Raw genomic sequence first — 22,646 nt, forward strand, 5'->3', positions numbered from 1 at the left:
CCCCGGCCCCCATTACCCCCGGAGCAGCGCCAAGCCGCCGCAGCCAGCAGACCTCGCCACATGCTCATCACGCGCAGCGGTCGGTTCGCTCCGACCGGAACAATCCGTTCGCACATCCGATGGATCTGTCCTTCGGTGAACAGCCGTCACCCTATCGTCGCCACCGTGGCCGCGCTTCGGGGTCTGGTGGGCCGATCGACATGTCTCTTGGGCCGCTCAGTCTGAACGGCGCCATCAACGCACCGTATCAGACCCGCACCAGCGTCAAGGGCGTCAGCGAGGATTACGGCGGGGAAATCGACCGCTGGATCCGGGCGCATATGTACTATCCGGAAGAAGCCGCTCGCGCTGGCGAGGACGGTCCGTCCTCGGTGCATGTCGTGCTGGACCGGTCGGGCCATGTGAAATCCGTCCGTCTCATGAGCCAATCCGGCTCCTATTCGCTGGATGCGGCGACGACCGGCATGTTCCAAGGCGCGCATCTGCCGCCGGTCCCGCCAGACATGAAGGGTGACCATTTCGATATCGACGTCACGATCAACTACATCCTGATCCGTCGTTAAGGGCACGGTATCAAGCGGAGGGCGCGGCTTCGACATCGGAGCCGCAATCCCATACAGTCCGTCAGGTCACCGTCCTGTTGCCGGAGCCCCGATGCGCCGTTTCCGTTCTGCCCTGCTGCCTCTCTGCCTTCCACTTGTTCTGGGAGGCTGCTTCAGCCTTTCCCGCCCCTTCGCCGACCCCGGACAGCAGGCCAGATACCTCACGGCAGCCAATCTCCCTCCTGCGCGCCTCGCCGTCCCGACCCCGCCGAACGCGCTACTGTCCGACGATGCTGCCGCGCTCTGGGCCCATGATGTGGCACAGGCCATGGTCAACCAGTCCGTTCCCGCCATCGCACAGCCCCGCAAAAAGGGAGACTGGTGGCTGAAACTGAGCGCGGCCACCCACGGGAATACGGTCGTCCCCCACTACGTCATCATGACCCCGGAAGGAAAAGTCCGCGCGGAAACAGACGGGGCTGCCGTGGATATGGCGTCCTGGAGCGCAGGAGACCGGCTGGCGCTTCAGGACGCCGCCATACACGAAGCGCCCCAGCTTGCGACCCTGCTGACGGGCATTCAGGCGAACATGATGCAGCAGGACCCGCACAGCCTCATGAACCGCCCGGCAAAAATCTGCTTCAAAGGCGTCACCGGTGCCCCCGGAGACGGAAATGTCTCCCTCGCCCGCGCCTTCTATTCGTCCTTTCCCGACAAGACCAACACGGTCACGACAACCGAAAAAGGTGCAGACTTCATCGTCCGCGGAACAGTCGATCTCAAGAAAGGCGCTGCGGGCAATACCGGTCATCCGGTCGACCATATTGAGATCGTCTGGCATGTCCTGACGCCGGATGGGAAAGAGGCAGGCGCTGCCACCCAGCTGCACGACATCGCCCCTCATTCACTGGACGGCGCATGGGGCGATACGGCGGACATGGCTGCCGAAGAAGCAGCCCAAGGCGTGCGGACCATCGTCACCAACTATTCGGGCCGCGAACATGCCCCGCTGCCGGAGACAAAGGGTCCTCCGAAAAAATCGGCCTGATACAGACGAACGGGGGTTCCATTCCATTAATATAACTCTGAGTATCTTTACGTAATACAATTTGTTACATCACTCCGGCCTTTTCATCCGGAGTGTCCGATGCGTCTTTCTTTCCGCTTGCTGCTGTCCAGCCTGGGTTTCTGTGCAGGCCTTGCCCCCCTCGCCGCTTTTGCAGACCCGGCTCCGGTCGTTGCCGTAAACCGTGAGATCGGCCTTTCGATGACGGGCACGTTCCGCAACAGCGTCAGCGGCGGCAATTCCCGCCTGATGGAGAATAGCGGTTCCGGCTTCATCACACAGTCAACAAGCACCTCGCGCTACCGCACCATCGGCTGGACCCCCGGCTTTCAAGCCGATGCCTCGGTCATGTTCAACGCCTTCGGGATCGAGAACCTTTACGGCGCGCTCCATTTCTCGCTCGAAGACGGCCAGAGAAACTACAAGTCCCACTACCGCAGCTATTCCAGCAATTCTGCACCATACGGGTTCTCCGCTGGCGGAAACGACAGCTCCAACGGCACGGACAATCGGGGAGAGATCGGCAAGGGCTTTCTTCTGCTCTCCGATACCTTTCTGCTGACGCCTTTCATTCAGGGCGGATATGTCACGAGCGGCAGTGACGGAGATTTCGGCTACGGCTCTGGCCGTTACTTCGCGGGCGCTGGCCTGAAGGCCGATTACGCTCTCACATCCCGCCTCGTCCTGCGTGGGCGGTTCGGATGGGCGGAAGTCCTCAATTCCGGCATTTCCTACAACAACCAGCCACGCCCTCTCTGGGAGGGTGGTCTTGGCATGGATTACCGCTTGACGCAGCGTCTCCATCTGACGGCGGGAGGAGACTATTCCTATATTTCCTACGGCCACGACCAAGAGGGGAATTACAGCCAGCACAGGGGAAGGAATACCTCAGTCATTGTCTCCTACCTACCAGGAACATATTCCTATTCGGGCGACTCCAGCGCCCTGAGCAACGGTCTAAAGCTGCATGCGGGTCTGGCTTGGCAGTTCTGACCCCGTCTGACGAACCGCGTCCGGCTGGCACGGCATGCAGTGACCGGACAACTGGTGCGCGGAAAGAATGAAACACGACGGATGACAGGGGGGCTTTGCGCTGTTAGAAGGCCAGCAACTTCCCTGTCGGACACCGGACGAGGCCGTTTTTCATGAAGATCGTAGCCTGCAACAGTAACCTGCCGCTGGCCCGTGCGGTCGCCCATGAACTTCGGATGCCTTTGTGCAAGACCGTGGTGAAGCGCTTTGCCGATGGCGAAGTCTTCGTCGAGATTCAGGAAAACGTCCGCGGTGAGGACGTCTTCGTCGTGCAGAGCACCTGCATGCCGACGAATGACCATCTCATGGAACTGCTGGTCATGCTGGATGCGCTGCGCCGGGGATCGGCCAAGCGCGTCACAGCCGTGATGCCATATTTCGGCTACGCCCGACAGGACCGCAAATCCGGCCCCCGCACGCCCATCAGCGCCAAGCTCGTGGCGAACCTTCTGACGGAAGCTGGTGCCAACCGCATCCTGACGATGGATCTGCACGCCATGCAGATCCAGGGTTTCTTCGATATCCCGACCGACAACCTCTACGCCGCACCGCTGTTCGTGCGCGACCTCAAGACGCGCCTGCCGGACCGGGAACTCATCATCGTTTCGCCGGATGTTGGCGGCGTGGTCCGTGCGCGCCAACTCGCACAGCGCCTGAACGTAGATCTCGCGATCATCGACAAGCGACGTGAACGCGCTGGCGTGTCGGAAGTCATGAACGTTATCGGTGACGTCGCCGGCCGCTATTGCGTGCTGGTCGACGATATCGTCGATAGTGGCGGCTCGCTGTGCAACGCCGCCAACGCGCTCATGGCCCGTGGGGCGGAAGGCGTAGAAGCTTACGTCACTCACGGCGTTCTGACTGGCAATGCCTGCCAGCGCGTGAAAGACAGTCCGTTGAACATGCTGACGCTGACGGACAGCATTCCGGCGACTGAGGCCCTCCTCGAGACCCCGAATATCCGTCAGATCACGACAGCCAACCTCCTCGCCCGGGCTATGAGCGCCGTGGCCGATGAAAGCTCGGTTTCTTCACTGTTCGACTGAGCGTCCACCGGTCCACCCTCACGCCCCCTCTTCGTGAACGGACTTGCCCATGACCCAGATTATCCCCAAGCCCTACTGGTATCTGCGTCATGGTGAGACCGACTGGAACGCCCGGGGACTGGCGCAGGGCAGAACGGATATCCCTCTCAACGAGACGGGCATCGCCCAGGCCGTGCGTGCAGGAGAAGCACTCGCCCCCTTATTCCTCAACGGCAAGCGTCCGTTTGATCGAATTGTCTCATCGCCCCTGAAGCGGGCTTTGGTCACAGCGCAATATGCACAAGATACAATCCACGACCGTACGGGGATCAAAATTCCCCTAGAAATCAATGCAGGCCTTATAGAGGTCTGCTTCGGCCTTTACGAAGGTGCTCCCATGGACGAGTGGTTCAAGTCCTGGATTGAAGAAGGGCGACACCTGGAAAACGGAGAAAGTTTCACAGACCTCTCCGTTCGCGCCATCTCAACGATCAACGCCGAACTCGACAAAGACGGAACGCCGCTCTTTGTCGCTCACGGCGCATTGTTTCGGGGAATACGCACCGGAATGGGACTTCCGGCAAATGTTCGCCTGCCAAATGCGGTAGCACTCAAGGCCAGCCCTACAGTCAGCGGCTGGTCTGTAGAAACCACATAAACATCACTGGTTTTTTACGAACCCCTGAATTTCTTTTCTGAAAATTCTCATTTCATCATCATTCCGCCAAGGCGCTCTATAGATGCTTTCATTCCAGATCTGAGATAATACCTCCCCGTTGCGATCAACATCTTCCTGTTGGAAAGAGCTTTCGCTTGGGGAGACCTCTATATTCCCTGAGATGGAATAAAATACGCACTCTGGCGAATTTTCTCTTATTATTTCGCCGCCATAACCCGCGCGAATCATCCTCATTGTATGCTCGACATGCTCATGTCCATACCGGCCAAATCTGCTATCCAGATAGCCGACATAGGCAAGAGCTTCTTTTGTAAAACCTGAGCACTGACCGCTCAGATAACCCGATTTATACGGTTGATTCCATTGCCCCATTCCCTCACTGGCTGGGCCAAACCAGGGGGGATCGAAATTAATGTGACCGTAAAGAGCTGATGACAGTACCCAATCTATATCCCAACCAAATTTTGTCGGAAAAACATCGTCTTCCATCAAAAGAGTTAACGAATTGGACAAAATTTCATTCGAAAAAAATAATGCTCTGTTTTTATTCCACGCCACACCTTTGTTTTCAGAACTGGCCCAATATATTCCCGAAAAATCCTTCAGAAGATCTTTAGTTTCATCAACAGACCCGTCATCAGAGACAATTAAATCAATATCAAAAAATGAATTCTCTTTTATTTTATTTAAATTTTCAATTAATAATTTAGATCTATTATAGGTTGTAACTGAAACACCAACGGAAAAATTCTTTTGACCAATAAATTGTGAAACTTTATCAGAAAAAATTCTGATAGATTCTATAGAGTTATCATAAAAACCAAAAACAATCTTGGCTTTTGTAACAATAACCAAATCTTTGAGATTTTCTATTTTTATTCCAATAGAAAATCTGGATTTTGTAGCTTTTTCGCCAAAATGGCTTACGACATCTGAACTATTCAAATAATTTATAACAAAGCTGTGCTCTGTTTTAAATTTTTCTTCAAATTGAACAGTCATTGAAATGATTGGATAATCTTCGCCAAAGGCCCACCCGTCAACCTTCAAGTGACCATCTTTGAAATATACATTATCAATAGAATGTATAATATTTTTTTTGTTATCCACTACACACATCCTCGATATAGTAATCTGTCAGTTTTATTTCAGTTATAAAGACAATCCTTCATTATAACCAAAATAAACATAATGCCTGAACGGATCAATCCCATCGGCAGCTATATGAGGCCAATTGGCAAGATATTTTTTTGCATCGAATATTTTATATTCTCGTACGACGCCTTCATCATCAGCACTATCCGCAACAGCCATCGCGGGAACAGCTTGATCAGCTTCTCGACACGAAAACAGGGGGTTTTCCAATCCCAGCATTCCCAAAATATGGGGAATGTCTGGAACATAGACTCTCAAAGCTTTTGACAAGCGTTGATTAAACCAACTTTCTCCTTCGGTCAGTCGGCCCAGCAAATGTCCGCCAGGACCTTGAAAATTTTTCAAGGCTTCAGAATCATTGATATCAACAAACGGAGCTAATTTATTATATGCTCCTCGGATGAAGTCATTGTAAGGTTTATGGTGATAATGAAAATAGATAAATTGTGTATTTATTTCCGTAGATCCGAGAACTGTCTCACAAAAGTGAAAACCGTGATCTAATTTTTTAAGTGTATCTTTTCTAACAAAAACCTTTCCTGATGGTTGTGGCCAGTACCACCCAGGACTATTGACGATATTGAACAGATCCATCGTTATTCTGAATGGACCCTCCAATCTATCCAAGCGTTCTAAATGTGAATGAATACTATTTTTATTTGCTAAAATATTTCCATTGCTGCAGACACCCAAAAACTCATCAGCATCCATTGGAAATGCGAAATCGTATTCTTCGCCAGATTCATCAAGATTTTTTATAAATCTGGCAATGATATCTCCTTTGTCATGGAAATGTTGAGAGTCCCGATACCCCCAAATAACTGTCCCACCTACGCTTTCCAATAACAATAAATTATCAATAACAGACTGAATGGTACTCCCATTATCAAACACAACTATATTTTCAAATCCAAATAAATAACCATGGTACTTTATCCATGGGAGCAATGTATTATTCTCATCTTTTTGCATCGTTATGCATTTTACTATCATAAAATCTCCATATAATAATATTTAATGTTTTAATAAACCTGATTGAATGCCGAGTTAACCGTTATATTTTTTAAAACTCTTGTTGACTCCTATCAATATCGTTATTTCTTTTAACATTATAGATCTCCTGTCGGACCATAATCCATGCCCTCCATACGGACTTTAGTCGCACTCGCGACATTCACCAGCCTTGTTCCGCCAGCTCTCGCGCAGTCCCAGCCCATGCCGCTCCCCATGCCCGCCGCCATTCCTGAACCGCAGGATCGGGCGTTTCCCGGAACCATGACGGTCTCGGTTGATGCGACGGATACGCTGCATCATGTGATGTCCATTCATGAGATGGTTCCGGTACCGAAAGAGGCGCAGCAGAAGGGAGAAATGGTCCTTCTGTACCCGATGTGGATTCCGGGCGATCATTCTCCCACAGGCGTGATCGAACAGCTCGCCAGCCTGCATGTGCAGAGCAACGGTCGTACGCTGGACTGGAAGCGCGATACAGTCAACGTGGCCGCATTCCATATCCCCGTTTCTGCCAGCACCCCGACGCTGGACCTTCATTTCCAGCTCCTGACGCCGATTTCGCCGGGTCAGGGCCGTGTGGTCATGACGCCGTCCATCGTCAATGTGCAGTGGGATCAGGTTTCGCTTTACCCGGCGGGATATTTCACCCGTGGCATTACGGTTCAGCCTTCCGTGCGCATTCCGCATGGCTGGCAGATCGGCTCAGCCCTTCGCGCGGGAGTTTATGGCGACGAAACGCATTTCAATGCCACGACGTTCAATACGCTTGTCGACTCTCCGATCTTTGCCGGACGTTATTTCCGCAAGTTCGACCTGACCGGCCCCGATCATGTTCCGGTCTCGCTAGATGTCGTGGCAGACGAACCGGACTCGCTGGATGCAACGCCGTCTCAGATTGCGGCCCATCAGAACCTCGTCCGGCAGGCCACAACGCTGTTCGCCTCGCACCACTACGACCATTACGATTTTCTTCTCGCCTTGACGGATGAACTGGGCAGCATCGGTCTCGAACATCATCAGTCCAGCGAAAACAGCGCTGCTCCGGGCTATTTCACGGAGTGGGACAAGACATTCCCCGAGCGTGACCTTCTCGCCCATGAATACACCCACTCCTGGAACGGCAAGTATCGCCGTCCGGCCGATCTGTGGGCGCCCAACTTCAACACACCGCAGCGCGGGTCCATGCTGTGGGTTTATGAAGGCCAGACACAGTATTGGGGCAATGTCCTCGCCGCACGTACGGGTCTCGTGACGAAGGATCAGGGTTTCGAGGCGCTGGCCTATATGGCGGCGTCCTATGACAACCAGACGGGCCGTCAGTGGCGCCCGCTGGAAGACACGACGAACGATCCGGTAATTGCACAGCGTGCGCCGCTGTCATGGCGCGACTGGCAGCGTTCGGAGGACTATTACGTTGAAGGGCAGCTTGTCTGGCTGGATGCCGATGCTCTGATCCGCAAGCTCTCCAACGATCACAAGTCGCTGGATGACTTCGCAAAGGCTTTCTTCGGCACCAACAGTGGCAGCTTCGTCGTCAGCCCCTATCAGTTCAATGATGTGGTCGCCACGCTCAACAGCGTGCAGCCTTATGACTGGGCCAAGTTCCTGCACGACCGTCTGGACACGATCCAGCCGCACGCGCCGCTCAACGGCCTGACCAATGGTGGGTACAAGCTGGTCTATACGTCCAAGCCGACCGCCTTCGTAAAGGCCAGTGAAGCCGCACGCCACACCACGGACCTGTCCTTCTCGCTCGGCCTGACGGTCAATGCGACCGGACGTGTGGGACGTGAGCACTGGATGAGCCCGGCCTTCAAGGCAGGTCTGGTTCCAGGCGTGACGATCGTGGCCGTCAATGACATGAGCTTCACGCCACAGCGTCTGCTCCACGCCGTCACGGACGCGCAGAAGGACCCGAAGCAGGACATCCATCTGATCGTGAAGTCCGGCGACCATGTCACCACGGTCTCCATCCCCTATCATGACGGTCTGCGTTACCCGCATCTGGAGCGTATTGCAGGTACGCCGGATCGTCTGAGCGCGATTTACTCAGCGCGTCAGTAAGACCACCACCTCCGGGGCGCTGCCCCGGAACCCCGCAAAGGGACTCAGTCCCTTTGATCCCGATTCAAACGTAATGGTTTCCAAAGGCCCCTCTTATCGACGTTGGGCCTTTGGCGGGTTTCAGGGCAGAGCCCTGAACACTCTCACCAAGGCACCAACGACTTCCCAAGCGACTTCTGGGCCGCTGGCGTCATGCCCATGTCATTCCGGTTCCACCAGCCCCCGCCGAGGGATTGAAACAGCCCGACGCTGTCAGAGAACCGTGCACCCTCAGCCTGAACATAGGCCAGACGCGCCTGCGCATCCGTCTGCTGGGCCTGAAGCAGCACGAGCTCGCTGACATCCCCAAGACGCAACTGCCCACGGGCAATCGTCATGCTCTGCGTCGTGGCCTTCAGCAGCTCCTCGTCGGCCTTCAGGGCATCGGCGTCGAACGTGACGGCATGCAGGCTGTCCGCCACGTCCTGAATGGCGGACAGGACAGTGGCCTTATAGGTCTCGTTGGCCTGAAGCAGGTTGTCGCGCGCCTGACGCTCGGCATGCAGAAGCGAACCACCCTGAAAGATTGGCTGCATGACGGTCGCAGCGATCGTCCAGTTGCCGTAACCGGGCTTGAAGAAATCACTCATCACGCCCACGGCCTGCGCCGGCGTGGCGCTGAGCTGCACGTTCGGCAGACGGTTGGCGATCGCCACACCGATCTGCGCACTGGCAGACTGGATCTGGGCCTGAGCTGCGCGGATATCGGGACGCTGGTTCAGCAGGTCAGCCGGCAGCGAGACCGGGAGAGTCTTGGGCAGGGTGAACTGTTCCAGACGAAACTCGGGCAGCGGCGTGTTGGGTGTCACGCCCACCAGAACCGCCATCTGGTCCCGCGTCTGCGCCAATTGGAGGCTCAGGCCCGGTAGCGTCGCCTCAAGCTGGGCCACGGAGGCCAACTGCTGCGCCATGTCCTGCCGGGATGCGTTTCCGATCCCCTGCTCGGCCGTTACCGTCTTCAGCACGGCGCGCTGGCTGCGGATCAGTTCGTTGGTAGCGTCGATCTCGGCGCGGATCGTGGCCTCCTCGATCGTCGCATTCACGAGATCGGAAATCATGGTCAGCGCGGTGGCTTCAAGCTGGAACTTCTGGAGATCCGCCTGCGCTCCGGCGGCCTCGATCGCGCGACGCGTTCCGCCCCACAGATCCGGCACATAGCCGATATTCAGCTGCGCGGTGTGGACGTTATAGAGCCACACATTCGAGTTCGGAACGGGAGAATAGACCTTGGACGTCTTGTTCCGCGTCGGGTTGAACGAAGCCGAGAGCGTCGGGTACAGACCTGCCCCCTCGATCCGCCGTTGCTCCCACGCGGATTTCAGCCCCTGCTGCATGGCGCGCAGCGACTGGTTATTGGCCAGCGCCTGATCGACGAGCGCATTCAGGGACGGATTGCCGAACACCGTCCACCACTGGCCCGGAATATCCACGCCGGACTGGAACTGCTGGGGCACGGTCGCGCCCGCAACACCATGCCCGGCGGTCGCGGTCAGGGGCTGGCCCTCATAAGCCGCGTTCTTCGGCAGGTCCGGGCGATGGAAATCCGGGCCGACTGCGCAAGCGGAAAGCGCCGTCAGACACAGCAGGAACGACGCATGGCGCGACATCATGGAGCGCATCGTCATGATCCGGCTCCCTCTGAGGCAACTTGCGGACGCTTCTTCGCATCGCGGCGTTCAACCCACATTTCAAGCTCGCTGAAATAGACCGGCAGAGCAAACAGCGTCAGCAGCGTGGCGATCCCCAGACCGCCCACCACGACCGTCGCCAGTCCGCGCTGCACGTCCGTGCCCACACCCGTGGCAAGAGCAGCCGGGAGCATACCAGCCGTGGCCACTGTCGCGGTCATGAGAACCGGACGGAAACGCTCGGCAGCCCCGGCGATGGTGGCATCACGAACTCCCAGACCTTCCACGCGATGGCGGTTGATACTGGCAATCATGATGATGCCGTTCTGCACAGCCACACCGAACAGCGCGATAAAGCCTACGGCGGTCGCGATATTGAGTGTCTCACCGCGGACATGCAGCGCGATCAGGCCGCCCAGCGTCGCCAGCGGCACCACGCTGAGGATCAGCAGCGCCTGCCGAATCTTGCGGAATTCGGCAAACAGCAAGACCAGCATTACTGCAAACATCACGCCCAGCGCGATCATCAGGCGCTTCTGGGCCCGCTCTTCCTGCTGGAAGGAGCCAGCCCATTCGAGCGTATATTTTTCCTTGTCGAAATGCAGTTGCTGGTCGATCCGTCCCTGCGCATCCGCCAGATACTGCGACAGCGGACGCTTGCCGTTGTCCACGCGAATGGTGACCTGACGATGGCTCATTTCGTGGGCAATGTTGCTCTCGCCCATATGCAGCCCGACATGCGCGACCTGTGACAGCGGAATATAGGCGCCTTCCGCATCCAGAAGCGGGATCTGCGACAGGGACTGCATGTCCTGCAGGTCCTTGCGGCGGATATGGAGCGTCGCGTTATAGAAGCGATCCCCCACATAAACGGTCGTGATGGGTGCATCGCCAATGGCGTTCGACACAACATCGGAAATATCCGAAATGCTGATGCCGTAACGCGCGGCAGCCTGACGATCGGCCACCACTTCGATCTGCGGAATGCGCGGTTCCTGAAAGATCGATGCTTCCGTCGTGCCCGGAACCTGATGGAGAATATCCACGATCTGCTGGCCGATGCGGCGCAGTTCCTGAAAATCGTTGCCATAGACGCGCAGGACCAGCGGGCTGTGAGCACCGCCGACCAGATCGCTCATATTGTCCTGGATCGGCTGGCTGATGCCGAAATCGATCCCCGGAATCTGCGACAGACGCCGACGCAGACGTTCGACGAACTGCGCCTTGGTCTCGCCTGACGGCCACTGGTCATACGGCTTGAGACCGACCGGCATTTCAATATGCGACGGCGTCCAGGGGTCGGTTCCGTCGTCCGAGCGTCCGAGCTGCGTAATGGCATAGGACGTTTCGGGGAACTCGCGGACTGCATGGCGCAGTTCATTGGCAATGGACTCGCCCTTCTCCAGCGAAATGCCGGTCGGCATCTGCACCTGAAGCCAGAGGGAACCTTCATCCAGATCCGGAAGGAATTCACGCCCGATGGACGCCCCAAGGATCACGACCGCAACCATCGCCGCAACACCGGCGCCATAGGCGATCAGCGGACGGTCGATAAAATGGCCAAGCAGGCGCGTGTAATGCGCATGCAGCCATTCCAGCGGGCGGTTGTGCCAGATGTGCTTGGGCTTGCGCAGGGCCAGATAGGTCAGGGCCGGAATGAGCGTCAGGGCGCAGAGCAGCGCACCCAGCAGCGCGAAGCTGACGGTATAGGCCATCGGGCGGAAGAGCTTGCCCTCACTGCCCTCGAACGCAAAAAGCGGGCTGTAGGCCACGATGATGACGAGCGTGGACGAGAAGATTGCCCGCCCCGCACGCTGCGCGACCGGCAGAACCTCGACGGGATCAAGCGCCTCGGTCGGGCGCTCCTCACGGATACGGAGGATTGTCTCGGTAATGACGATGGCACCATCCACGATCACGCCGAAATCAATAGCGCCGAGCGAAAACAGGTTCGCCGACATCCCGAAACTATGCATCAGCACGAACACGACCGACAGCGCGAGCGGGATCGTCACGGCCGTGACAATGGCACTGCGCGGACTGCCCAGGAACAGCGTCAGGATGACACCCACAAGGACGATGCCCTCGATCATCGTTTCTGTGACCTTGTGCGTCGTGGAAAGCACGAGATGGTCACGGTCCATATACGGCACGATACGGACATGGCTGGGCGCGAGCTGCTGCTGGAGCTTCGCCACCGTATTGTGAAGGCCGTCGAGCACGAGCGAGGGGTTTTCCCCGCTCAGCATCGTCACCACACCTTCGATCGTATCAGGGTTACGGTCCTTGCCGAGAATACCCTGACGAACCTGATGCCCGAACTGGACGCGCCCCAGATCTTTCACAAAAACCGGCACGCCGCCATGGCTGGCCACGACGATGTTCCCCATATCATCCAGATTATGGATCATGCCGATCCCACGGATGATATAGGACTGCTCGCCCCGGCTTACACGCCCACCACCCGCATTGGCGTTGCTGTTGCGAATGGCCGTCAGCACGTCTTCGAGGCCGACATGAAAGCGTTGCAGCGAGTCAGGATCGAGAACGAGCTGGTATTCGCGTGTCAGACCGCCGAAATTGTCTACGCTAACAACGCCGGGCACGCGCTGGATCGCCGGAATGATGGTCCAGCGCTGGAGATCGGACAGCTCCATCAGGTTCTTGTCGTCGGATTCCAGCGTATAGCGATAGATCTCGCCACTCGGCCCTGAAATCGGCCCCAGCGACGGCATGGCGCCATTGTTCAGCGGATTGTTGGCAAGCTGCGTCTCGACGAGCTGACGCGCCGCATAGACATTCGTGCCTTCACGGAAGATCAGCGTAATCAGTGACAGGCCGAACGTGCTGGTGGAGCGGCTGTCCGTCACGCCGGGAACGCTGGCCAGCGTCCGCTCAAGCGGGATCGTGACCTGCTGCTCCATTTCCTCGGCGGCCAGACCCTCCTGCTGGGTCGTGATCGACACACTGACCGAGCCCAGATCCGGATAGGCCTCGACCGGCAGGATCTTCCACGAAAGACCACCGAGAAGCGCCAGAATCAGGGCAGAAAAGAAAACAATGTTCCGGTGGTTGAAGCACCAGGAGATGAAACGCTCGATCATCAGCTCAGGGCCACCGGATCAGTCATCGTTCAGGAGAATGGCACCGCTCGTCACGACGCGTTCTCCTGCGGAAATGCCCTTGAGCACACGGACGTTTTCACCTTCATCATAGCTGATGGTAATGTCGCGCCGCTGGAAGGTGTGGGGCGCTGTTTCAATGAAAACCGACACCTGATCGTTGTTCATCAGAAGAGCGGCCTTGGGGATGATGACCTCACTGGGCTGCGGAATATTCAGGGTCGCATTCACATACATGCCCGGACGCAGGGCGCCATCGGCGTTGGGACAGGCGACATAGGCATTGACCCGGCGCGTATCAATATGAAGTGCCGGATCAAAACTGATGACCTGACCCGAACAGGTCCGGCCCGGAAACTCGTCGAACGTGACGGACAGGACGTTGCTCTCACCGATCTGCGCCAGATTTTCCTGCGGAATGGCGGCAGCCACCCAGACCTGCGACAGGTCCAGAACCGTCATCTGGATCGCGGTCGGATCGGTGATGTTTTCCCCCGGCGCCATGATCGTCGTGGAGACGACACCATCGACTGGAGACACGAGCGGTGCCTGCCCCTTTGCGGAATAGCCCGGTCGCGCGCCCAGAACCTGAAGCCTGCGCTGCGTGCGCTCGGCTTCCGCCTGTGCCTGCGTCAGATCGTTACGGGCGGCTTCGATATCCTTGACGGCATTCCCGCCGATCGCCTGAACGCCCTGCGCGCGGGCATAGGCACGGCGTGCGAAATCCAGAGCGGCCCGCGCGCGGGTATCGTCAGCCCAGGCCTGATCCAGATCACCGGCAGCAATCGTGGCCAGAACCTGTCCGCGCTGCACATGCTGGCCCAGATGGACCAGAACATCCGTAATCCGGCCCGCGACCGGGGCATACACATTCACCTGCCGGTCGGGTTCCGTCATCACCTGCGCGGGAAGCAGAATGCCGTGATCACGCGAGACGCTTGTGGCGGCCTGTATCGTCAGACGCTTCTCAAGCGGACTGCCTTCCCGGACGACAAGACCGCCCTTCGACTGCGTCACCATAGGAGGTTCGGTCGCTGCAACAGTCGAATGCGGGGATCGGAATCGCAGAACGACGACGAGAAGGATGGTCAGGCACAGCAGACCAATGGCCCACGCGCCGACGCGGGTAACGCGCATGCTGATAGAAAACCCCGTAACTCTGTCAGGACAGACGTCCCGTTTTGACTGAAACGTCTGGACAATGACCTGTCGGCCAGCATTCGGACGTTTTCATATCCCATGGAAGGACGCCAGACGTCACATACGGAAACGAAAAGATTTTTGCACTGACGGAATGGCCGGATTGCAAAAGTTTTATGTGATTGCCACAAAAATGCAAAAAAGCGGCCCTTCGGAGAAAGGCCGCTTTTCTGATATGCCAGTTTCTGACCCGAAAATCAGAAACGGTATTCGATACCTGCGCCAACGACGGTCGGGTCGAGGGAGTCATGCGCCGTGATCTTCGTGGTCTCGGCATTGTTCTGCGCCCAGGCATGGACCCGCATGAACATCTGCTTGACGTCGAAGTTGAAGAACCAGTTGCCGACAACCTGATAGTCGAAACCGACATTGACAGACGGGCCACCCGTCACACCGATATTGAGCTTCTGCGTGAGCGGACCACCAGCAGGGGAAACGTTATGGAACCAGGCTAGCGTCGCGCCAACACCCACATACGGGTTGAAGCGCTTGTGCGGACGGAAGTGCCAGGCAAACGTAACAGTCGGCGGCAGAACCCAGGCGCTGCCCACATCAACCTTGCCCAGACCCGGAACGCCTTCAGCAGCGATCTCATGACGCGTGCTGGCAGCAATCAGATCGACCGAGACATTGTCCGTGAAGAAGTATTCGAACGTCAGCTCCGGCATGACCTGACGCGTCGTCTTGACGCGACCGCCAAGATGCGCGCCGTTCAGTCGCAGGCTGCTGTCACGATCTTCCGGCATCACGCCGAGGGCGGACAGACGAACGATGAAGTCGCCCTTGCCCAGCCCGATGCGGGTGTTGGCACAGGTCTGGAACAGGCCGCAATGGCCGGAGGCAGGCGCATGGATGTTTACGGACGGCACGGGAGCCGCCGTCATGGGCGCACTGACCGTAGCCTGGGGAGCAGGAGCAGTGACCTGCGCAAACGCGGGAGTTGCAACGGCGCCGACTGCGGCGGCCAGCGCGAAAGCGTTAAATTTCATCTGGAATTTCCATCACCATTCGTTGAGCCTCACAAAGCACTCCTCCCCTCCCATCACCTTGACCTGAATCAAGTCTGGTAAATTATGTGGTAGTGTGGCTGAAAGTCTTCAGGCTGCGCTCAGCACAACGGGAACAGGATTCATCATGTCTGCGTCACATACTCCAGAAGATGTCCATGATCGTTGCGCCCATTGCGTAGGGCGACGTCTGAGTGTGTGTAGCAGCATTGACGACTGTGATCTTGCTATTCTCGCCAACGAGTCTTCACGAATGACCGTTGCCGACGGTCGATCCTTTATAGAAGAGGGCGCACCGGCCAACGATTTCTTTGTCGTGACCGGAGGCAGGGTCAAGCTCTTCACCCTTCTGCCGGATGGGCGACGCCAGATTACCGGCTTTGCAGAAGGCGGACACTTCCTCGGACTCGCCGCCTCCACCAGCTATGCTTTCGGGGCCGAAGCCCTCGGCGGGGCCACGCTCTGCCGCTTCCCCCATGCCGGCATGCAGCGCCTGACCGAACGCTTTCCCAGCCTTGAACACCGCCTGCGCGAAGAAGCCTCCCGCGAACTCGCCCTGATGCAGGCCCGCATGACCCTACTGGGACGCAAAACAGCCCGCGAACGCGTGGCCACCTTCCTAATTGAGCGCTGCCAGCATCTGGAAAAGCCCGACTTGTCCCGTCCGGTCGAACTCGACCTGCCCATGCCCCGGACCGATATCGCGGATTATCTCGGACTCACTATTGAAACGGTCAGCCGGATCCTCAGCGCCTTCAAAAAAGAAAAACTCATCAGTATCCGAAGCATTACCCACATCACATTACTGATGCCTGAACGGATATCGACGATCGCAGAAGGCATGGAATAGGTCCCTTCTCAAAAAGCCACATTCCCGCCATCAGGACGCTCTATGTTTTACTGATCGTTTACAGGAGATGTCATGATTTTCATTCCTTCCCCCCGCACGATGCTTGCTGTCGGACTGATTGCCGGAGCCGTTTCCCTTGCTCCGCAGACCCATGCAGCGGACACCACGGCATCCAGCGCCTGCCAGCAGACAGGCCAGAATGATGTCATCGGACGTCTGGCACAGCGGGAAGACTGCCTGAACAGCAAGGTCCAGAACTACCAGAAGCAGTCCCAGGACGCTCAGGCCGCGCGCGAAAAGCGGATTCAAGACCTGAAGGACAAATACACGAACGCTCCGGCCAACGAGAAGGCACGCCTTCAGAAGCAGATCGCCGGCGAACAGTCCAAGCTGACCAACCTGCGCGATCAGGAAAACCAGCGTCTGCAGCAGCTCAAGAATGCCCCGCAGGAACAGCGCAACCGCCTCAACGCCCTGGGCAGCAAAACCCGCGGCGATGTCAGCAACTTCCTGAACGGTGGCCTCTGATCCGGTCGCTCCGGCCCCTTTCGCGGGGCCGGAATTTCAGGACCTCAAAGCGCCCTGAAGGCCTGAATGGCACGATCCCGCCCGTCTTTCAGATCGACGATGGGGCGCGGATAGGTCTTGCCCAGAATCACTCCCCCGTGCCGCAGGTCCGCTTCCTTCGCGGCCCAGGGCTCAAACAGCGCCTTTCCTGACAGACGACGCAGTTCAGGCACCCACTGGCGGATATAATCGCCATCCGGGTCAAACTTTTCAGCCTGTCGCGTCGGGTTAAAAATCCTGAAAAACGGCGTGGCTTCGATGCCCGTCCCTGCGACCCACTGCCAGTTCATGGCATTGTTCGCAAAATCCGCATCCACCAGCGTATCGCGGAACCACGCCTCCCCTTCCTTCCAGTCGATCAGCAGATGCTTCGTCAGGAACGATCCCACGATCATCCGCGCCCTGTTATGCATCCAGCCGGTCTGCCAGAGCTGACGCATCCCCGCATCCACGATCGGCACCCCCGTCTGCCCGCGCTGCCACGCCTTCAGATCTGCGGCACTGTTCCGCCAACGCATCCCGGAAAATTTCGGGCTGAGGTTTTCAAACGGCAGTTGCGGCAGGTGATACAACGTGTAGCGGGCAAATTCCCGCCAACCGAGCTCTGACAGGAAAATCCGCGGGCCATCCGTATGCGCACCATGCTTCTGCAACGCTGCCCAGACCTGCCGGGGTGAGACCGCACCGGACGCAAGATAGGGCGACAGACGCGACGTTCCTTCCTCCGCCACCCTGTCCCGACCCCTCGGATACTCTGCAACAGCATCTTTCAGAAAATCCTCAAGATGCTCCCGCCCTTCCGCTTCTCCCGGCTCCCAAGTCTTTCGGAACCCAGCCGCCCAGTCCGGAGCCTGCGGACAGAGATCCGCTTCATTCAGCCGTTTATCCGACAGAACAGAGTCCGGAACGCCCTGAAATGACAGCCCGTCCGGCATTCCCAACGGCTCCGGTATGGTGTGCGTCTGAAGCGCCTTCCAGAATGAGCCGCAGACCTTGTAGAATCCCCCTTGCTTCGTACGCACCGTGTCCGGATCGAGCAGAACCGTTCCCCAATGTGTTCCAACCTCACAGCCCTGCTGTTCCAGAGCCTGCCGGATTCGATCGTCCTGCGCCTGTTCGCGTTCATGCAGCCGATAGTGCCAATGCACCGACGCCGCATCCATGTGCCGCACAAGCTGCGGAAGCAGATCCTCGGCCGACCCCGCAAGCGTCAGCAGCTCCCCACCCCGACTTTCCAGTTGTGCCCGCAGATCGGCCAAAGCCCCATGAAGCCACCACCGCAACGCCGCTCCAGCCGGATGCAGGGCCGGGGTCACGTCATCAAGAACATACACACAGATGAGCGGCCGACCGGACGACGACGCCTCATGCAGCGCAGGATGATCTGCCAGACGCAGATCGTCCCGAAACCAGACAATGGCTGGCCGGGTCTGCCGGGGGGAAGAAGATTGGGTCCGGGAACGGGGCATGGATCCTCACAAAAAGGGGAAATTCTTCATAAAGCGCCCCACAGCGCCATTCGTTCAGAACGAATGAAACGACTTCAATCCGGACCGGAGAGAGCCCGAAAAAATTTCTCCCAAGGCCGCGAACCATTGTCATGAAATGTCGTTTAGATGGCGAAACGCTCTTCAAGAGGATTTTCTTCATGTCCACCAAGTTCATTGCACGTATTGCCCTTTCGCTGGCCCTGCTTTCGGGTTCGGCTGTCACGCTGTCTGCCTGCAACACCGTGCGCGGCGCTGGTCAGGACGTGAGTTCCGTCGGTCACAACGTTACCCGCGGCGCAACCGCAACGCAGGGCGCGATTGACCGTCACACGGGCGTTTCCCCCTGATTTTCGCGAAAACCCCACTTCGGGCTTTCAGAACCGCCGGTCCCCGACCGGCGGTTTTTTTGTATCGACACGTCCTGACTGCTGCTTCGGAAACAGGCCTGTGTAGATTTTTGCTTGTCATTCCTGTCCGGACGGTTCCATAGTTCGAATTGAACACAGACGTTCTCAGGGCGGGGTGAAACTCCCCACCGGCGGTATTGGCGGATTTCTCCGCCTCAGCCCGCGAGCGCCTTCCGGATTTCGGTTCGGAAGGGACAAGCAGATCCGGTGAGACTCCGGAGCCGACGGTCATAGTCCGGATGGAAGAGAACGCAGCACTTGTCCGGTCGCGGGCAGGTTGGGCGCGTGTCGCCCCGCCTGTTTTCCGTTCCGGCTGAGGGCGGCGTGCGCCTTGCGGACGTCCCGATTGTAACGGGACCAGAAGACGCAACTTGCCTGACCAGACCACCCTTTCCGACACAGTAGCACCGAGCGCCATTCGCCACGGGTTTCGTGCGGCCATCTCACAGGCTGTCGAAACCTTTGGGGCCACAGCACCCAACCCGTCCGTCGGATGTGCGCTGCTGGATGCCGAAGGGCGTGTCCTGACGGTCGGCGTTCATCCACGGGCGGGGCAGCCCCATGCCGAAGCGATGGCTCTGGCGCAGGCCAAGGCAGCAGGCGTGCTGGATCAGGCACGGGTGGCTCTTGTCACGCTGGAGCCGTGCAATCACACCGGGCGCACCCCTCCGTGCAGCGAAGCCCTGCGCAATAGTCCGGTTCAGGAAGTCTGGATTGGTGCAGCCGATCCGAACCCCCAGGCGTCTGGCGGTGCATCGCGGCTTCGCGAAATGCCCGGTGCAAAACGCGTGGTCATGCTGGCGGACCGGCCGGACATGGCCGATCTGGCGCGGGACTGCCGCGCTCTTCTGGCCCCTTTCGCAAGCCGCGTCGTCCGGCACCGCCCATGGATCAGCGTCAAGCAGGCGCTGGACGAACACGGCTCCATGGTGCCGCCGCCGGGGCAGAAAACCTTCACATCTCCGGACTCGCTCGTCCTCGCGCATCGCCTGCGCCGGGCGACGGATGCGATCATCACCGGGATCGGCACCGTTCTGGCAGACCGCCCGCGCTTCACAGTCCGGCATGTCCCGGACCATGAGGGGTGCAAGCCGCGCCTGCTGATCGTCTGCGACCGCCATGGCCGCCTTCCGGCGGACTGGGTTGCGGAGATGACGCAGGCCGGGTTCGAGGTCCTTACCAGTTCCGACCTGCTCTCTGTCCCGGCCCTGCTGGCAGAGCGGGGCGTGAACTGGGCGATGATCGAAGCCGGACCAGCCCTGCTGGCCTCCGTCGCCGAGGCCGGGCTGTGGGACGACTGGCTTACCATTCACAAAACTGCGGACGCTGACCGCATCGATCTGAAATCGCGGGACGAAAGCCCGCTGCGACTGCTGAGGGAAAACGCATGTTCTCTGGAATCATAGAGCGTCTGGGCACAGTCCGCTCAGCATCCGTCCGCGACAAGGCCATGGACCTGACCGTAGAGACCGGCTTTCCCGATCTGGAACTCGGCGAGAGCGTCGCAGTTAACGGCGTGTGTCTGACGGTCGAGACTTTCGATGCAGCAGGCGTGGCGACGTTCCATCTCAGCGGCGAGACGCTGTCCCGCACACCGCTGGATCAGCTGAAAACCGGATCGCGCGTCAATCTGGAACGCGCCGTCGCAGCCAGCACGCGCCTTTCGGGCCATATCGTTCAGGGCCATGTGGATGGCGTGGCGACCCTCGCAAGCATCGAGAAAGCAGGGGATTCCTACGCTCTGCGCGTGTTCGTCCCGCAGGCGCTGCGCCAGTATGTCGTGGAAAAGGGCTCCATCACTTTCGACGGCATCAGCCTGACGGTGAATGATCTGCATGACGACATCACGCGCGGCAATCAGCCCGGTTTTGAAGTCGGCCTGACGATCATCCCGCACACCTGGGAGCACACCAACCTCTCCACGCTGTCGGTCGGAGACCGGATGGATGTGGAAGTCGATGTGCTGTCCAAATATGTCGAGAACCTGCTGCGGTTCTCCCCCAGCCTTGGAAAGGTGGCCTCATGAAGCCGTCCCTGAAAACCGCCATCGAGGCCATCCGCGCTGGCGGCATGGTCGTCATGGTCGATGACGAAAACCGGGAGAACGAGGGCGATCTGGTCATGGCGGCGCAGTTCGCCACGCCGGAAGCCATCAACTTCATGGTTCGTGAGGCGCGCGGCCTGATCTGCCTGCCACTGGAAGCCGAACAGGCGGACCGTCTGGCCCTGCCCCCCATGGTGGCCCGCAACCGCGACCCGCGTGGCACAGCCTTCACGGTTTCGATCGAAGCGGCAACAGGTGTAACGACCGGCATTTCTGCCGCAGACCGCGCCCGCACGATCGTCATCGCCGCCAACCCCGCAGCTAAGCCAGACGACCTCGTCTCGCCGGGACATATCTTCCCGCTCCGCGCGCATCCCGAGGGCGTTCTAGGCCGCAACGGTCATACGGAAGGTTCGATCGACATTGCGCGTCTGGCCGGGCTGGAGCCCGCTGGCGTGATCTGCGAAATCATGGCCGATGACGGCAGCATGATGCGCCTGCCGGAACTGCGGAAATATGCCGCCCGCCACAACATGCCCATCGTCAGCATCGCGGACCTTCAGGACTGGTGCCGCGAACACGGACGCGGTGCCATCGCGGGCCACGACCTGATCTGCACGCCGGTCCCCGCTGCAGGCGAAATGGTGGCCGAATCTGCCCTTCCCAGCATTTTCGGCGGCCACGATCTGCGCATCCACGCCTTCCGTGCCGTTGATGGCGTGGAGCATGTCGCGCTGGTGAAAGGCGATCCATCCAAGGGCGTTCCGCTGGTGCGTCTGCATTCGGAATGTGTGACGGGCGATGCGCTCGGCTCCATGCGCTGCGACTGCGGCGCACAGCTCCGCGAAGCTCTGGAGCGGATTTCGGCATCCGAATCCGGCGTGCTGGTCTATCTGCGGGGCCATGAAGGCCGTGGAATCGGACTGGCCAACAAGATCCGCGCCTACGAGCTTCAGGATCATGGCATGGACACGGTCGAGGCCAACGAAGCCCTCGGCCTACCCGCCGATGCCCGCGAATGGGATGCGGCAGCCGACCTGCTGCGGCATCTGGGCGTGAGTTCGCTCCGTCTTCTGACGAACAATCCGGACAAGGAATCCAACCTCGTCCGCTTCGGCTTTGACGTACAGTCCAGAGAACGGCTGGAAATCGAAGCCAATCCTTTCAACCGCGCCTATCTTGCGACCAAACGCACACGGATGGGCCATTTCCTTCAGGAACAGCCGGCATGAGCACCCATATCCCCGTAGCCCCCGACCTGCAGCTTTCTCCCGCACCGAAAGTGGCCATCATCTCCAGCCGCTTCAACACGAGCATCACTGGCGGCCTGAAGAACGGCGCGCTCGAATGGCTCGAAGAGCGCGGCATCACCGATGTGGACGTCTATGATGCGCCGGGCGCGTTCGAACTCCCCATTCTGGCCCAGCGTCTGGCGAAATCAGGCCAATACGAGGGCGTGATCTGCCTCGGCTGCGTCATCAAGGGTGACACCGCGCATTTCGAATTCATCTCGCTGGGTGCCACAATCGGCATCATGCAGGCCCAGCTTGCCACCGAAGTGCCGATCGCTTTCGGCATCCTCACGACCTACACCGAACAGCAGGCCGTGGACCGCTCCCGCGCAGATGCCGAAAACAAAGGCCGGGAAGCAGCAGCGGCCTGTGTCGAGACACTGGCCTTCCTGCGCAACGTGCCCGCCCGCTCCTGATCCCTGC

Annotated in this window: 20 protein-coding genes and 1 riboswitch; of the genes, 13 read left to right on the plus strand and 7 right to left on the minus strand. The window is 58.5% G+C overall.

The window, feature by feature from the left end; translation table 11 throughout:
• The 5 genes from JK176_RS10365 to JK176_RS10385 all read left to right on the plus strand — a co-directional run.
• On the plus strand, positions 1–563 hold a 563-nt coding region (locus JK176_RS10365), incomplete at its 5' end, for an energy transducer TonB (RefSeq protein WP_211587760.1).
• A 91-nt stretch (positions 564–654) separates the two neighbouring features.
• On the plus strand, positions 655–1,590 hold the full coding sequence (locus JK176_RS10370) for a hypothetical protein (RefSeq protein ID WP_211587762.1): 936 nt from the start codon (positions 655–657) through the stop codon (positions 1,588–1,590).
• Between the two features lie 99 nt (positions 1,591–1,689).
• A complete protein-coding gene (locus JK176_RS10375) occupies positions 1,690–2,601 on the plus strand; it encodes a hypothetical protein (protein WP_211587764.1) in 912 nt (303 codons plus the stop codon).
• A 152-nt stretch (positions 2,602–2,753) separates the two neighbouring features.
• The gene (locus tag JK176_RS10380; RefSeq protein WP_062027866.1) at positions 2,754–3,686 is read left to right on the plus strand and encodes a ribose-phosphate pyrophosphokinase; all 933 of its coding nucleotides are present in this window, start codon (positions 2,754–2,756) and stop codon (positions 3,684–3,686) included.
• 49 nt (positions 3,687–3,735) lie between these two features.
• Positions 3,736–4,323, plus strand: coding sequence for a histidine phosphatase family protein (locus JK176_RS10385; RefSeq protein WP_211587765.1), 588 nt, complete (start codon positions 3,736–3,738; stop codon positions 4,321–4,323).
• Between the two features lie 3 nt (positions 4,324–4,326).
• On the opposite strand, the gene JK176_RS10390 is transcribed toward JK176_RS10385, so the two are convergent.
• Both JK176_RS10390 and JK176_RS10395 read right to left on the minus strand, forming a co-directional pair.
• Positions 4,327–5,454, minus strand: coding sequence for a glycosyltransferase (locus tag JK176_RS10390; protein ID WP_211587766.1), 1,128 nt, complete (start codon positions 5,452–5,454; stop codon positions 4,327–4,329).
• A 42-nt stretch (positions 5,455–5,496) separates the two neighbouring features.
• Positions 5,497–6,471 carry a glycosyltransferase family 2 protein gene (locus JK176_RS10395; RefSeq protein ID WP_211571281.1) on the minus strand — a complete coding sequence of 325 codons (975 nt, stop codon included), beginning with the start codon at positions 6,469–6,471 and terminating at the stop codon, positions 5,497–5,499.
• Between the two features lie 165 nt (positions 6,472–6,636).
• Here JK176_RS10395 and JK176_RS10400 point away from each other — a divergent pair, with 165 nt between their 5' ends.
• Positions 6,637–8,577, plus strand: coding sequence for a M61 family metallopeptidase (locus JK176_RS10400; RefSeq protein ID WP_211587767.1), 1,941 nt, complete (start codon positions 6,637–6,639; stop codon positions 8,575–8,577).
• Between the two features lie 143 nt (positions 8,578–8,720).
• Here JK176_RS10400 and JK176_RS10405 read toward each other — a convergent pair whose 3' ends face one another.
• The 4 genes from JK176_RS10405 to JK176_RS10420 all read right to left on the minus strand — a co-directional run bounded on the left by JK176_RS10405 (position 8,721) and on the right by JK176_RS10420 (position 15,555).
• Positions 8,721–10,241, minus strand: coding sequence for an efflux transporter outer membrane subunit (locus tag JK176_RS10405; protein ID WP_249194434.1), 1,521 nt, complete (start codon positions 10,239–10,241; stop codon positions 8,721–8,723).
• On the minus strand, positions 10,238–13,348 hold the full coding sequence (locus JK176_RS10410) for an efflux RND transporter permease subunit (protein WP_211587768.1): 3,111 nt from the start codon (positions 13,346–13,348) through the stop codon (positions 10,238–10,240). The genes JK176_RS10405 and JK176_RS10410 overlap by 4 nt, the downstream gene beginning before the upstream one ends.
• Before the next feature lie 18 nt (positions 13,349–13,366).
• On the minus strand, positions 13,367–14,503 hold the full coding sequence (locus JK176_RS10415) for an efflux RND transporter periplasmic adaptor subunit (RefSeq protein ID WP_211587769.1): 1,137 nt from the start codon (positions 14,501–14,503) through the stop codon (positions 13,367–13,369).
• A 260-nt stretch (positions 14,504–14,763) separates the two neighbouring features.
• Positions 14,764–15,555 (minus strand): OmpW family protein, encoded by a 792-nt coding sequence (locus JK176_RS10420; protein WP_194261057.1) that lies wholly within the window; start codon positions 15,553–15,555, stop codon positions 14,764–14,766.
• A 271-nt stretch (positions 15,556–15,826) separates the two neighbouring features.
• Between JK176_RS10420 and JK176_RS10425 the strand changes: the two genes are divergently transcribed.
• Positions 15,827–16,423, plus strand: coding sequence for a helix-turn-helix domain-containing protein (locus JK176_RS10425; protein WP_194261319.1), 597 nt, complete (start codon positions 15,827–15,829; stop codon positions 16,421–16,423).
• Positions 16,424–16,495: 72 nt separating this feature from the next.
• On the plus strand, positions 16,496–16,951 hold the full coding sequence (locus JK176_RS10430; RefSeq protein ID WP_211587771.1) for a hypothetical protein: 456 nt from the start codon (positions 16,496–16,498) through the stop codon (positions 16,949–16,951).
• Between the two features lie 44 nt (positions 16,952–16,995).
• On the opposite strand, the gene JK176_RS10435 is transcribed toward JK176_RS10430, so the two are convergent.
• Positions 16,996–18,459: a deoxyribodipyrimidine photo-lyase gene (locus tag JK176_RS10435; RefSeq protein WP_211587773.1), complete on the minus strand. Its 1,464-nt coding sequence runs from the start codon at positions 18,457–18,459 to the stop codon at positions 16,996–16,998.
• Positions 18,460–18,638: 179 nt separating this feature from the next.
• Here JK176_RS10435 and JK176_RS10440 point away from each other — a divergent pair, with 179 nt between their 5' ends.
• The 5 genes from JK176_RS10440 to ribH all read left to right on the plus strand — a co-directional run bounded on the left by JK176_RS10440 (position 18,639) and on the right by ribH (position 22,639).
• Positions 18,639–18,827 carry an entericidin A/B family lipoprotein gene (locus JK176_RS10440; protein WP_099285974.1) on the plus strand — a complete coding sequence of 63 codons (189 nt, stop codon included), beginning with the start codon at positions 18,639–18,641 and terminating at the stop codon, positions 18,825–18,827.
• A 157-nt stretch (positions 18,828–18,984) separates the two neighbouring features.
• Positions 18,985–19,142: riboswitch (FMN riboswitch) on the plus strand.
• 116 nt (positions 19,143–19,258) lie between these two features.
• Entirely contained in the window at positions 19,259–20,293 is a 1,035-nt protein-coding gene (gene ribD / locus JK176_RS10445) for a bifunctional diaminohydroxyphosphoribosylaminopyrimidine deaminase/5-amino-6-(5-phosphoribosylamino)uracil reductase RibD (RefSeq protein WP_249194435.1), read from the plus strand.
• Entirely contained in the window at positions 20,275–20,913 is a 639-nt protein-coding gene (locus JK176_RS10450; protein WP_211587775.1) for a riboflavin synthase, read from the plus strand. Before ribD ends, JK176_RS10450 begins: the two co-directional genes overlap by 19 nt.
• On the plus strand, positions 20,910–22,163 hold the full coding sequence (gene ribB / locus JK176_RS10455; RefSeq protein WP_211587777.1) for a 3,4-dihydroxy-2-butanone-4-phosphate synthase: 1,254 nt from the start codon (positions 20,910–20,912) through the stop codon (positions 22,161–22,163). Before JK176_RS10450 ends, ribB begins: the two co-directional genes overlap by 4 nt.
• Positions 22,160–22,639 carry a 6,7-dimethyl-8-ribityllumazine synthase gene (gene ribH, locus JK176_RS10460; RefSeq protein WP_062106511.1) on the plus strand — a complete coding sequence of 160 codons (480 nt, stop codon included), beginning with the start codon at positions 22,160–22,162 and terminating at the stop codon, positions 22,637–22,639. Before ribB ends, ribH begins: the two co-directional genes overlap by 4 nt.
• The last annotated feature ends 7 nt before the right edge of the window (positions 22,640–22,646 follow it).

It is taken from the genome of Gluconobacter sp. Dm-73 (assembly GCF_018256215.1).
Lineage (GTDB): Bacteria > Pseudomonadota > Alphaproteobacteria > Acetobacterales > Acetobacteraceae > Gluconobacter > Gluconobacter cadivus.